This window comes from Roseibium sp. (assembly GCF_025698965.1).
Classification (GTDB): domain Bacteria; phylum Pseudomonadota; class Alphaproteobacteria; order Rhizobiales; family Stappiaceae; genus Roseibium.
Genome location: NZ_JAILWL010000132.1, coordinates 1 through 13,425, shown reverse-complemented (window position 1 = coordinate 13,425; position 13,425 = coordinate 1). Strand labels below are relative to the sequence as shown.

The 13,425-nt window shown below is 56.6% G+C and carries 9 protein-coding genes and 1 pseudogene; all 10 read left to right on the top strand.

What is annotated here, in order from left to right:
- Window positions 1-414 (top strand): annotated as a pseudogene (locus K5905_RS12685) (D-alanine--D-alanine ligase); the annotation flags it as partial.
- The gene (locus tag K5905_RS12680) at window positions 402-1,316 is read left to right on the top strand and encodes a cell division protein FtsQ/DivIB (protein ID WP_297584334.1); all 915 of its coding nucleotides are present in this window, start codon (window positions 402-404) and stop codon (window positions 1,314-1,316) included. The pseudogene K5905_RS12685 and the gene K5905_RS12680, both read left to right, overlap by 13 nt.
- Before the next feature lie 32 nt (window positions 1,317-1,348).
- A complete protein-coding gene (gene ftsA / locus K5905_RS12675; protein WP_297584340.1) occupies window positions 1,349-2,635 on the top strand; it encodes a cell division protein FtsA in 1,287 nt (428 codons plus the stop codon).
- Between the two features lie 115 nt (window positions 2,636-2,750).
- The gene (gene ftsZ, locus K5905_RS12670) at window positions 2,751-4,541 is read left to right on the top strand and encodes a cell division protein FtsZ (protein WP_297584336.1); all 1,791 of its coding nucleotides are present in this window, start codon (window positions 2,751-2,753) and stop codon (window positions 4,539-4,541) included.
- 258 nt (window positions 4,542-4,799) lie between these two features.
- The gene (gene lpxC, locus K5905_RS12665) at window positions 4,800-5,744 is read left to right on the top strand and encodes a UDP-3-O-acyl-N-acetylglucosamine deacetylase (RefSeq protein WP_297584332.1); all 945 of its coding nucleotides are present in this window, start codon (window positions 4,800-4,802) and stop codon (window positions 5,742-5,744) included.
- Window positions 5,745-6,006: 262 nt separating this feature from the next.
- Window positions 6,007-6,819 (top strand): outer membrane protein assembly factor BamD, encoded by an 813-nt coding sequence (locus K5905_RS12660; RefSeq protein ID WP_297584330.1) that lies wholly within the window; start codon window positions 6,007-6,009, stop codon window positions 6,817-6,819.
- Between the two features lie 69 nt (window positions 6,820-6,888).
- A complete protein-coding gene (gene recN / locus K5905_RS12655) occupies window positions 6,889-8,556 on the top strand; it encodes a DNA repair protein RecN (RefSeq protein WP_297584328.1) in 1,668 nt (555 codons plus the stop codon).
- 7 nt (window positions 8,557-8,563) lie between these two features.
- Window positions 8,564-10,732, top strand: coding sequence for an NAD-dependent DNA ligase LigA (gene ligA, locus K5905_RS12650; RefSeq protein WP_297584326.1), 2,169 nt, complete (start codon window positions 8,564-8,566; stop codon window positions 10,730-10,732).
- A gap of 123 nt (window positions 10,733-10,855) precedes the next feature.
- Window positions 10,856-12,454 carry an FAD-dependent monooxygenase gene (locus tag K5905_RS12645; protein ID WP_297584324.1) on the top strand — a complete coding sequence of 533 codons (1,599 nt, stop codon included), beginning with the start codon at window positions 10,856-10,858 and terminating at the stop codon, window positions 12,452-12,454.
- 262 nt (window positions 12,455-12,716) lie between these two features.
- Window positions 12,717-13,425, top strand: a 709-nt coding sequence (locus tag K5905_RS12640) for a nitrate- and nitrite sensing domain-containing protein (protein WP_297584322.1), incomplete at its 3' end; no start/stop codon positions are given.

The following is a 13,425-nucleotide window of genomic DNA, read 5'->3' as shown; positions in this document are numbered from 1 at the left end:
ATGTGCGAAAAGTTCATCGCGGGCAGGGAACTGACTTGTGGTGTCATAGATGACAAGGCCCTTGGCGTCATCGACATCGTTCCGGTTGGTCATGGCTTCTACGATTACGATGCAAAATATGTAGAAGGTGGTTCAAAACACATTCTTCCTGCAAAAATTTCACCGATTGTTTACCAAACCATAGAGACACTAGCAGTCAAGGCGCATCAGGCTTTGGGATGCCGTGGGGTTTCCCGGGCCGATTTCCGATTCGACGAACGCGAAGACGGAACCGGTGAACTGATTTGCCTTGAAGTGAACACGCAGCCAGGCATGACGCCGACCTCTCTTGTGCCGGAAATGGCGGCCCATAAGGGGATGAGTTTCAAAGACCTGGTCAGTTGGATGGTTGAGGACGCAAGTTGCTGTCGCTAGGACGCAGAAATAAACGGGAAACGTTAACTCCGCTGGAAGCCGAGCTGGCTCCGCGCGGGCGCGGCGTGTCACGTTTGCACCGCCAGCCGGTGTGGCGTTCTGCCGGGCGACTGGCTGACCTGCCACGCTGGACGGGATCTGCTGCTGCACTTGGTTTCTTAACCTTAACAATTGGTTATGGAATAGTCATAGGCGGTCACGGTCGCATTGTTTCCGATGCCTTGTTGTCCGCAACGGGTTTCGGCATCGAGGCGGTAAAGCTTTCCGGTCAGCGTGAGATCAACGAATTCCAGATCCTTGAGGCGTTGGAAATTCATGAAGGGTCGTCATTGGCGCTCTTCGATGTGGATAGCGCCCGTGAGCGTTTGAACCAGATGGCCTGGGTCAAGAACGCTTCGGTCATGAAGCTCTATCCGAGCACGCTTCAGGTGAAAATCGAAGAGCGGATTCCTTATGCGCTCTGGCAGCGCGGTGATCTTGTTTCGATCGTAAACGAATCAGGTGACGTCATTACCGACGATGTCGATGGCCGCTATGCGAATCTGCTGCTGGTCGTGAATCATGGCGCACAGCGCCGGGCAGGGGAAATCAACACCGCATTGGAACAAGTGCCTGAACTTCGCCCGCGGGTGCGCGCAGCGTTTCTAATCGCAGATCGACGCTGGGATCTGCAGCTTGAAAACGGCATTTCAATCCGGCTGCCGGAAGAGAATGTTGATGTGGCGCTGGCCGATCTGATGGAAATGGACAAGGAAAGCGGTCTGCTTTCACGGGACATCGTCGCAATCGACATGCGCCTGGCCGACCGGGTAACAGTCCGCCTGTCGGACGAGGCTGCCGAACAGCGTAAAATCATGACTGGTGGCCGCAACCGGTCGGGTAAGAAGGAGCGGGATACGTGAGCCGTTCCGGAAACAATCTTTATCTGCCTAAAATGCGCCCGCTGCCGAGCCGCCGTTCGGTCATTATGTCCGTTCTGGATGTCGGGTCGACGAAGATCTGCTGCCTGATCGCCAAGTTGGTGCCGCAGGAGGAGAAGTCCATCCTGTCGAGCCGCTCTCACAAGGTGGAAGTGCTTGGCTACGGCTATCAGCGTTCGCGCGGTATCAAATCCGGTGTCGTGGTCGACATGGATGCGGCCGAGCAGGCGATCCGGCTGGCTGTCGACAGTGCCGAGCGCATGGCAGGCGTTACGGTTGAATCGCTGATTGCGAATATCAGCTGCGGTCGTTTGCAGAGCGAGATCTACAGCGCCAATGTTTCACTGGCCGGCGACAGCGTGTCAGAGGCTGATATCCAGCGGGTTCTTTCCGCTGGGTCGAGTCATTCCGTTACGGAAGGCCGCGCGGTTACGCATGCCTTGCCGATTTCCTATTCGCTCGACGGCAGTCGTGGCATCCGGGATCCACGCGGCATGATGGGCCACAAGCTTGGCGTTGAAATGCAGGTCGTGACGGCGGAAGTGCCGCCGGTTCGTAACCTGGAACTTTGCATCAATCGCGGTCACCTGCATGTTGAAACCATGGTGGCAACTCCCTTTGCCAGCGGACTTTCGACGATCGTTGACGACGAAGCTGAACTCGGCGTTGCCTGCATCGACATGGGTGGCGGTACGACGACGCTTTCGGTCTTTGTTGATGGTCACATGGTCCATCTGGATGCGATTGCCGTCGGCGGCAATCACGTAACCACCGATATTGCCCGCGCTTTCGCGACCCGTCTGCAGGACGCAGAGCGCCTGAAAACTCTTTATGGCTCACCGCTGGCTTCCAGCTCGGACGACCGTGACATGCTTACGGTGCCCGCGCTGGAAAGCGACAGTGATTTGCCAAACCAGATCCCGCGTTCGGCGCTGACACGTGTCATTCGCCCGCGTGTGGAGGAAATCCTTGAACTCGTGAGAGATCGCCTGACGGCATCCGGTTTTGCCGGGCGTGTAGGCAAACAAATCGTACTGACGGGGGGCGCCAGTCAGCTCACGGGGCTTGGAGAAGTTGCGCGTCATATTCTGGGGCGCAACGTTCGTCTTGGCCGGCCATTAGGCGTCGCCGGTCTTCCCGAGGCTGCCAAAGGTCCGGCGTTCGCCGCGGCTGTAGGCCTCTTGATTTATCCGCAGGTCGCTCAGATCGAACAGTTCGAACACAAGAACCGACGGTCAGGGTGGGGCGGGCAATCTGGTTATCTGGCCCGTGTGGGACAGTGGATCAGGGAAAGCTTCTGACGACATGAGCCAAGAAGACGAAAGCCAGGAATTGGAGCTGCCAGGAGTGGCAGAGGAAATTAGGGAAGAAGAGGGTTCTCCCGTTTCGGGGGCGCCAGTGGGTCGCGAGGATAATATGACCATCAACCTGAAGATGCCCGACATTCAGGAGCTGAAGCCGCGGATTACGGTATTCGGCGTCGGCGGCGCGGGCGGAAACGCCGTCAATAACATGATCACAGCAGGTCTCCAGGGGTGCGACTTCGTTTGCGCCAATACGGATGCCCAGGCGCTGGCCATGAACCAGTCCGACCGTCTCGTCCAGATGGGCGTGGCTGTTACGGAAGGTCTTGGTGCAGGCTCGCAGCCGGAAGTCGGCTCGGCCGCAGCCGAAGAAGTGATCGACGAGATCAACGATCATCTGTCCGGATCGCACATGGTGTTCATCACTGCCGGAATGGGTGGTGGTACCGGCACCGGCGCAGCCCCGGTCATTGCCCGCGCAGCACGCGAACAGGGCATTTTGACGGTTGGTGTCGTTACCAAGCCGTTCCAGTTCGAAGGTGCGCGCCGGATGCGCATCGCCGACAGCGGTATTGATGAACTGCAGCGCAATGTCGACACGCTGATCGTCATTCCGAACCAGAACCTGTTCCGGATCGCCAACGCGCAGACCACCTTCGCCGACGCATTTGCGATGGCTGACCAGGTGCTTTACTCGGGCGTTGCCTGCATCACCGACCTTATGGTGAAAGAGGGTCTTATCAACCTTGACTTTGCCGACGTTCGGTCGGTCATGCGTGGCATGGGCAAGGCGATGATGGGTACCGGTGAAGCCAGTGGTGAGAAGCGTGCTCAACAGGCTGCGGAAGCTGCCATCGCCAACCCGCTTCTGGACGAGTCCTCCATGAAGGGCGCGAGAGGCCTGCTCATTTCCATCACAGGCGGTAACGATCTGACCCTGTTTGAAGTCGATGAAGCTGCCACGCGTATTCGCGAGGAAGTCGATGCGGATGCAAACATCATTCTGGGTGCGACATTCGACGAGACACTGGACGGAATCATTCGTGTATCCGTCGTGGCAACCGGCATTGACAAGGAGGAGGGCGTAGACGCTACTCCCTTTCCCGCAACGGCAAGCCAGTCTGTAATTGCAGAAAAGCCTGCGGTTGCCCGCGCTCCGGAAATCACAACGGCCAAACCTGCCGCCCTTGCTGAAAAAGCCAGTGCTCAGGACGCTGCTGCCAAGGCGGTCGCCAACCTGGAAAAGGAACTTGCAATTCCTGAACCCCAGGCGGTTGCGGTTGCCAGCGACCCCGCCGTCGAAATCAAGCGGGTACAGCCTGCCAGCAGCGCTTTGGCCGGCAAGTCCGCTATGATGGATCTGGAAGAAGATGCGCTGGCTCCTGTTGCCAATGACGCTCCGGTCAGCCAGCCGTATATTCCACCGGTTGCCGAAGAGCACAGTCCGGCACCGCGCATGCCGCGTGTTGAAGATTTCCCGCCGATTGCTCAGCGCGAGATCCGGGCTCAGCAATCCGCTCCGGCTCAACCCCAGCAGACCACTGCTGCGAAACCGGCACCTGCACCGGCTCCGCAACAGACAGCTGCCCCGGCTCAGCCGACCGCGCCTGCCGCGGAACTTGAAGAGCACGGTGAAGATGACCGGCGCCCGATGGGACTGCTGCGCCGTCTTGCCAGCGGTCTTGGCCGCCGGGAAGATGAGGAGGAGCATGAAGCTGAAGCTCCGGTCGCCCGGGCGGCACCGCAAATGCAGCCTGCGCCGAGAGCTCCGCAGCAGCGTGCATCCGCACAGGGAGCAACCGGTCAGCTGGACGGAACAGGCCGCGCTGCACCGAAGCCTGTCAGCGCGTCAGAAGACGAACAATTGGAAATCCCGGCGTTCCTGCGCCGCCAGGCCAACTGATTCGTTTCGCGATCTTCTTCCCTGATCGCAACAGCCCGGAGTTCACGCTCCGGGCTGTTTCCGTTACGGAATGGATTTCGGCTTTCAATTCAGTATCTTGCAGGCCTGTGAATCGTTACAAACCGTAATAAAGCTTTATTTCGCTCTATCCAGGTTCGGGACTATGTTCCCCACCAACTGGCGGTCGTGGATATTCCGTAACCTTTTCCGGGTTAACCGAGGACAATTTCCGACCGCAAACCGGAAGGGCAAGGCCTAATGACAACATACGTTGACCGACAGACAACTCTCGCCGATCAGGTAACCCTGACGGGGATTGGCGTCCACTCGGGTAAACCAGCGTCAATTACATTGGTGCCTGCCGAAGCTTGCGTAGGGGTTGTGTTCACGCGAACAGATCAGGAAGATGCCCCGGAAATGCCGGCTCTTTGGAGCAAGGTTTCGGCCACCGCACTTTGCACGGTGCTGGGCGACCCGACCAAGGAAGGCATCGCTACCGTTGAACATCTGATGGCTGCATTGTTCGGCATGGGTGTTGACAACGTGATCGTCGAGATCGACGGCCCGGAAATGCCGATCATGGACGGCAGCAGCACCGTATTTGTGGAAGCTATCGAGCAGGTCGGCCTGAAAAAACTCGACCGCGGTCGCCGCTACCTCAAGGTGAACAAGACCGTGCGCGTCGATAATGGCAGCGCCTGGTGCGAGTTGCATCCTTACGACGGAACCAAATTCGATATCACGATCGATTTCGACACGCCGGTGATCGGCCGTCAGCAATTCGTGTCCGAAATGACACCGGAAGTTTTCCGCGACGACCTGTCCCGGGCGCGTACCTTCGGAAATGTGAAGGACGTTGAACAGCTCTGGAAAATGGGCTTTGCACTCGGGTCCTCGCTTGAAAATTCCGTGGCGATTGCCGACGACAAGGTGCTGAACCCGGAAGGCACGCGCTGGCCCGATGAATTTGCCCGTCACAAGGCCCTTGATGCCGTTGGTGATCTGGCGCTGGCCGGATTGCCGATACTGGGCCTTTACCGGTCCTTCAAGGGTGGTCACAAGATGAACCACGCGATCCTGGTTAAGTTGTTTGAAGATCCGAGTGCCTTTGAAATTGTTGAAGCACCGGCTTTCCGTCAGGTTGGGCAGGTCGACTCAGGCGGTCTGGCCGCTTCGACTGCCTTCGGATCAGAGGCATTCTGATCTTGATGATCGGCCGCTTCCTTGAAGCGGCCTTTTTGTTTCGACGGATTTCACCACAATTTGGGCCGCTGCCACAAAAAAGCTCAAAAAAACCGTCAGATGGCCGATGAGGACGTGACGGGGACATGTGATTTCCGCTAAACACTCCTGTCGATAGATTCATAGGCTCCATTTGTTCAAGGGGCCGGTTGGGCCGGAACGGCTCGGGAGTATGGGCGTGAACGGAATGGACAAAGGTTCTGATGTGAGCGGAACCAAACGCATGAAAACTTTCTACAAAATGGCCGTTCTGGCTGTGCCGCTGGCGCTTGCCGCCTGCAGCGGTAAGGACGATCTTGACGAACTCGCTCTCAATGATACGCCGCCGGAAGTCCTCTTCAACGAAGGGCTTGCACTGCGGGCTCAAGGCAAGCTGCGCGATTCCACAGAGAAGTTTGAAGAGCTGGACAAGCTCTATCCCTATTCCGAATATTCCAAAAAGTCGCTGGTCAACCTGGCCTTCCTGAACTACTCGCGTGGAAAATACACCGAGACAGTCACGGCTGCGAGACGGTTCGTGACCCTATATCCGGGGGATGAGGATTCAGCCTATATGCTGTATCTCGCGGGTCAGAGCTACTTCCGCCAGATGCCGGACATTACCCGTGACCAGGGGGTGACGCAGAAGGCAGGTGCTGCATTTGCAGAACTGATTCAGCGGTTCCCGGAGTCCGAATACACGCCGGATGCCGAGCAGAAACTGCGGATCATCAAGGATCAGCTGGGCGGCAAAGAGATGCAGATCGGTCGCTACTATCTGAAAAAGCGAAACTACGTTGCTGCGATCAACCGGTTCAAGACCGTCGTTGTCGAGTATCAGACAACCCGGCATGTCGAAGAAGCTCTGTTCCGGCTGACCGAAGCCTATTACGCGCTTGGTGTTGTCAACGAAGCGCAGACCGCAGCAGCGGTCCTCGGACATAACTATCCTGACACCCAGTGGTACAAGGATGCCTATTCGCTGCTGAATAAAGGCGGATATGAGCCCTCCGAGGACGCTGGAAGCTGGATTAGCCGCGCATTCAGGAGTATCTAACGAGTTCTGGAAAGACGACTCGGACCTCCTATATGGTGGTCCGCAATTAAGTCCAAGGAGCTCGCCTTCATGCTGGTCACGCTGTCTATTCGTGACATCGTTCTGATTGACCGTCTTGACCTTGATTTTGCCGCCGGGATGTCGGTTCTGACCGGGGAAACCGGCGCCGGCAAATCCATCCTTCTGGATTCGCTTTCCCTGGCTCTGGGAGCGAGGGGAGACGCAGATCTTGTTCGTCACGGCGAAACTCAAGGTCAGGTCACGGCTGTGTTTGATGTACCGGTACATCATCCGGTCCGGTCCTATCTTAGGGAAAACGACGTCGACGATGAAGGCGATGTCATCCTGAGGCGTATTCAGACAGCGGACGGACGGACCCGCGCTTTCATCAACGACCAGCCGGTGAGTGCAGGTTTGTTGCGCCAGACCGGTTCTCTTCTGGTCGAAATCCATGGCCAGCATGACGACAGAGCCCTGGTGGATCCTGAAAGCCATAGAACACTTATTGATATCTTTGGCGGCTTGTCCGGGCAGGCGGAAGCTGTTGCGAAAGCCTATTCCACCTTCAGGGCGGCGGAAAAGGCCGTTACCGACCACGAAAAGCGCATCGAAGCGGCGCGGAGTGAAGCTGACTATCTGCGAGCTTCCGTTGACGAACTATCGCAGTTGAAGCCGGAAGTCGGCGAAGAAGAGAACCTGGCCGCCCGGCGCACCGACATGATGCAGGTGGAGAAAATTGCAGGGGATCTGAACGAGGCCTTTGAGACGCTCAACGGGTCCGCTTCACCCATTCCCGAGCTTGCAAGCCTGCTCCGCCGTCTGGAGCGCAAGTCCGACCAGGTTCCACAATTGCTGGCGCAACCTGTCCGTACGCTCTCAGAAGCTTTGGACCAGCTTGAGGAAACGCGAAGCGGGCTGGAAAGCGCGATCCGTGAGACGGAATTTGATCCGCGCGAGCTGGAAACCGTGGAAGAGCGTTTGTTCGGGTTGCGGGCCGCTTCGCGCAAATACTCCGTTCCGGTCGACGAGCTGGCGGTGCTTTGCGAACGCATGTCGACAGACCTGACCGATCTTGATGCGGGGGAAGACAAGTTGGCGGCGCTCATAGACGCAGCAGCCAAAGCGCGGGCAGATTACGACAAGAAAGCAGCGACCCTTTCGGAAAAACGGCAGAAGACCTCGCGTGCTATGGAAAAGGCAGTGGGGGCTGAGCTTCCGGATCTGAAACTGGAACGGGCGCGTTTCATTGTCGAACTGGTCAGTGATCCTGAAACCCGGAGCCGGTCGGGTATCGATCAGCTGGAGTTTCATGTTCAGACGAACCCGGGCACGCGGCCGGGACCGATGATGAAGGTGGCGTCAGGTGGAGAATTGTCGCGGTTCCTGCTTGCGCTCAAGGTATGCCTTGCCGACAAGGGATCAGCGCCGACCCTCGTCTTTGATGAAATTGATACCGGTGTCGGCGGTGCCGTCGCTGAAGCGATCGGGCTGCGTCTTGCGCGCCTTGCCGACAGTGTTCAGGTGCTGACGGTGACTCATGCGCCGCAGGTGGCCGCCCGGGCGGGAGGTCACTTCCTGATCGCCAAGGAGGCCTTGAGACCAGATCGGGTTGCAACCCGGGTGCAGCAGATCGATCAGGATCACCGAAGTGAGGAAATCGCCCGCATGCTGGCAGGCAGTGTCATTACCGAAGAAGCGCGGGCAGCGGCTCGCAGACTTCTGACAGCCGCTGAATGAGGCAGGCATGAGCGAGACTAATTCCAACGAACCCGCAGTGCAGTCTGTCAAGGTTGAAGACCTGACCTCGGAGCAGGCAAGACATGAGCTTGAGAGGTTGGCTGCGGAAATAGCCGAACATGACCGGCGTTATCACCAGGAAGATGCCCCGACGATCTCGGATGCGGATTATGACGCGCTGCGGCGGCGCAATACCGCGATCGAGGAACAGTTTCCGGATCTGGTATTGGCGGATGGCCCGTCGGCCCATGTGGGTGCGGCTCCTGCGTCCGGGTTCGGCAAAATAACGCATCGCGTGCCGATGCTGTCCCTGGACAACGCGTTCAGCGATGAAGATGTCCGCGATTTTGTAGGCCGTGTGCGCCGGTTCCTGAAATTCGACCCGCTCATGGGGGTGCTGGCGGTTACCGCTGAGCCAAAAATCGATGGTCTGTCCCTGTCTCTGCGTTATGAGCAGGGACGGCTGGTTTATGCTGCTACACGCGGAGACGGCACGACAGGCGAAAACGTGACCTCGAATGCCAGGACCATCAAGGATATCCCGGAAAAACTGACCGGAGACGTTCCGGACGTTGTTGAAGTGCGCGGTGAAGTCTACATGGCGCATAAGGACTTTCAGGCGCTGAATGCGCGTATGGAAGCAAATGGGGGCAAGGTCTTTGCCAATCCGCGAAATGCGGCTGCGGGGTCATTGCGTCAACTGAATTCGGAAATCACCAGGTCTCGACCCCTGAAATTCTTTGCCTATGCCTGGGGCGAAATGAGTGCGATGCCGGCTGACACGCAATCCGGCATGGTCAAGGCATTTGAGGATTGGGGGTTCAAGACCAACCCGTTGATGAAGCGCTGCGAAACGGTTGAAGAGCTTCTGGGCGTTTACCACGGCATCGAGGAAAACAGGTCACAACTCGATTACGACATCGACGGGGTTGTCTATAAGGTCGACCGGCTGGATCTGCAGGAACGTCTCGGGTTTGTATCCCGATCCCCCCGGTGGGCGATAGCTCACAAATTCCCGGCCGAACAGGCCTTTACCGTACTCAATGACATCGAAATCCAGGTTGGCCGGACGGGTGCGCTGACACCAGTTGCCAAGCTTGAACCGATCACAGTCGGTGGGGTCGTGGTTTCCAACGCGACCTTGCACAACGAGGATTATATCAAGGGTATTGGTCAGGACGGGGAGCTCATTCGGGAGGGCAAGGATTTGCGTGTCGGCGACACCGTCAAAATCCAGCGGGCGGGCGACGTCATTCCCCAGATCGTCGATGTCGATCTGGATAAACGTCCGGACAATGCCGAACCTTTTGAGTTCCCGACCGTTTGCCCTGCCTGCGGCAGTCATGCGGTGCGTGAAGAGAATGAAAAGACCGGCAGGGTCGATGCCATCAGGCGCTGTACCGGTGGTCTCATCTGTCCGGCCCAGGCGACGGAAAAGCTCAAACACTTTGTCTCCCGGAACGCCTTTGACATTGAAGGTTTTGGAGAGAAGCAGGTCGACGCGTTCTATCAGGACGGGCTGGTGATGTCCCCGGCGGATATTTTCACGCTGGAAGACAGGGACAAGCGGTCTCTTACCAAACTGCGCAACCGGGAAGGCTGGGGAGCGGTTTCTGCCAGGAACCTGTTCGAGGCGATAAATGCGCGGCGTGATATCGAGTTGCACCGGTTTATCTTTGCGCTTGGCGTCCGGCATGTTGGCGAAGGCAATGCGAAATTGCTTGCGCGGGCTTATGGGGCGTGGAGTGCATTTTATGATGCGATGCAGGCGGCTCACGACGAAACGGGAGAGGCCTGGACCGAACTCAACGATATTGATGGTATCGGCCATATTGTTGCCGAGGCCCTGGTGGAGTTCTTCGCGGAAGAACATAACCGCGGTCAGCTTGATGCTCTTTTGGATGAGGTCAGGCCGAGAGACGCGGAAAAGATCGAAGCATCCGGTTCTCCCGTCGCTGGAAAAACCATAGTGTTCACCGGCTCTCTGGAACGGATGACAAGGGATGAAGCAAAGGCAATGGCCGAACGCTTCGGTGCCAAGGTCTCCGGTTCCGTGTCCAAGAAGACCGATCTGGTCGTCGCTGGACCGGGAGCCGGGTCGAAGTTGAAGAAGGCCCAGGACCTTGATGTCGAAGTCATTTCCGAAGATGGCTGGTTTGACCTTGTCGGCGCCTGATGTCAGCCTTGCAAGCAAAGAGTGCGTGCGCGACATTTTCTCTTGAAGTCTGCCGGTATACTGTTCTGCTCAGGAAAAATTTGCCCTAGGCTTCAGCAAGATTCATGATGTTGGAGTGCTTCTTTGACTGACGTTTTGATTTGTGGAGCCGGTCCGACCGGTCTGGCGCTTGCCATTGAACTTGCCCGTCGGAACGTTTCTTTGCGTATTGTCGAACGCGATCTGGTGCCACCGACAAATCCACGTGCTTTTGTTCTAAAACCTTCCTCGTTGATTGCCGCCGAACAGATGGGGTTCCTCGAGCAATTGCTTGAAGACGGTGTCGTCGTGGAGGCGATGCTCTATTCGTTCGAAGGGCGGATCATCGCAACGGCGACTTCTCCGAGCGAGCGCTGGCCCTGGCATCTTAACCTTGGGGAAGATCGACTCATTCCAATCCTGACGACCCGGCTGGAGCAGCTTGGCGTCGTCATTGAACGGGGAATTGAACTTGACCGCTTTGAACAGAAGCCGGACGGGGTTCAGGTGGAACTTCGCAATAGAGCAGGGCGGGAGGAAAGTCTGGAGGTCAGCTGGCTTGTCGGCTGTGACGGTGTCCACAGCGCGGTAAGGGAAGGGACTGGGATTGCGTTTGAAGGCCATGACCGCTCGCTCCACTGGCATGTTCTGGATGCCCAGATCGAAGGGTGGCCTTATAAGGACAGCCACGGCATCCTGTTTTTCGAGTCGCACGTTGTTGGTGTTTACCGCACCAAGGAAGTCTTCAGGATCTATTCCTCTTCGTTTGAGAACTGCGAAGAAAGCTGGACCCGCATTAGAGATTTCCTGCAAGAGCATATGCCGTCCGTAAAACTCGGACCGCCGTTAAACGATACCGCGTTTCGCAGCAAATCCAGACTGGGTGACACATTCCGAAGTGGGCGCATATTGCTGGCCGGAGACGCTGCGCACACCATGTCGCCGGCGGCCGGGCTGGGGTTGAATTGCGGTGTTCAGGATGCGCTCAATCTTGGCTGGAAACTTGCGGCAACGATCAAGGGACATGCACCCGATACCCTGTTGGATACTTATGATTTTGAACGCCGGCCGGCCGCACAGGCAGCGATGGATGCCAGTCAGCGCAATGATGATCTGTTTTCGATCACCGATCCGGCGCAGAGATCACGCGCATTCCGCAATTTCGCTGTCAGAACCCACCATTATCTCAAAGGTGGCGGGTCTGGCTATGAAGCGGTTATGGGTGACTACGAGCAGAGCTTCATTGCGACTGGTTCGGCTGCGGAATTCGGACCTGGACCCGGGGCTTTGCTGCCGTCTGATACCCGACTGGCCAAGGCGGATGGCCGACCCTGTTATTTAACCGGTCAATTGGCGACAGGTACGCTAAGCGTTGTCGTTTTCATAAGCGACGGAGGAATTGAAGCAGAAAATCTGGTCAAGGAGGCAATTGATCTTTGCGCTCCCCGTCGCCAGGACCTGTCTCTGACTGTTGTTGCTCGAAGCATTGAAGGAGCTGCGGCGCGTAGGGCCCTGGAACATCAGCACACCCTGTTGCTGGTTGATCAGGACATGACCGTTCACAACCGTTTGGGGATCGTCGACAAGTGCGTCATGTGGGTCCGTCCCGATGGGCGCATCGGTTTCCGTCAGGATGATGTGAGCGAAGTTTCAGCCTTGGAAACAGCTCTTGGGACTGCGCTGCCCGGACTAGTCGGTTGCTGATCCACTGCCGTTTCACACGCTAAGATATTAGAATCATGGGATGCAGCGGTACTTGTTCGTGGCTCAGATGGATCAGTCAGATTCGAGCTATGCGTAAAAATACCTATTGAGCTAAATTTAATTTTACCACCTGAAATTGATTCATTTGGCATTGATATGAAACCGTGTCGTAAATTGCCAAGTTGGAAACTGACGTTAAGTAACAGGTAACGCGTTCCCTCCAATTTAGGGAGAATGATTGTTATTCAGGAGGGGACCTGAGATGAAACGTATCAGGCTGCAGATTGCGGTACTTGCGGGAGTACCGATGCTGGCTGTTCTCGGTTTTGCTGCGCTCAGCGTAATTGAGAAGGTTATTGAGCGTTCGCATCACGCGTATATGGTGCCATTGACCCGGGTCGCGGAAGATGCAGGCAACCTAATTCACGAGATCCAAAAAGAGCGCGATAAAACCGTAGAGTTAATCGACAGTGGATTCGATGCGGCTTCCATAGCTGCATTGGATAAGCAGCGCCCAAAAACGGACGCGGTTCTCAAGGTATTTGACGACCATCTTGCCGCACTGGACTTAAACGACAAAGAGCTTCTGAAAGACCTTCAACATGTTGCCGAAGAAGTTCATAAGCTCGACAAATACCGTCAGTCCATCGATGCAAACTCAGTTACAACCGTGGACGCTGTTAAAATCTATTCAAACGAAATTGCAGAACTCATTCATCTCGTGGGCGTGACGACCGAGTCAAGTCCGTCGAAGGAGATCACGTCCGAGTTGCTTCCGTATTTGACGCTGGTCGAAGCAATGGAATCAGGCAGCCTGGAGAGAGCGAACGGCGCGGCGCTTTTGAATGAATTCAATGCTTCCGGCAAGGTTGAGCATACGCTCTACGTGAAAACCGTCGCAAATTACGGTGCTGAGGTTGCGTTCGAGAAGGAGTTCGAAGCCATCGCAACGCGCCAACAAAAAGCGCTTT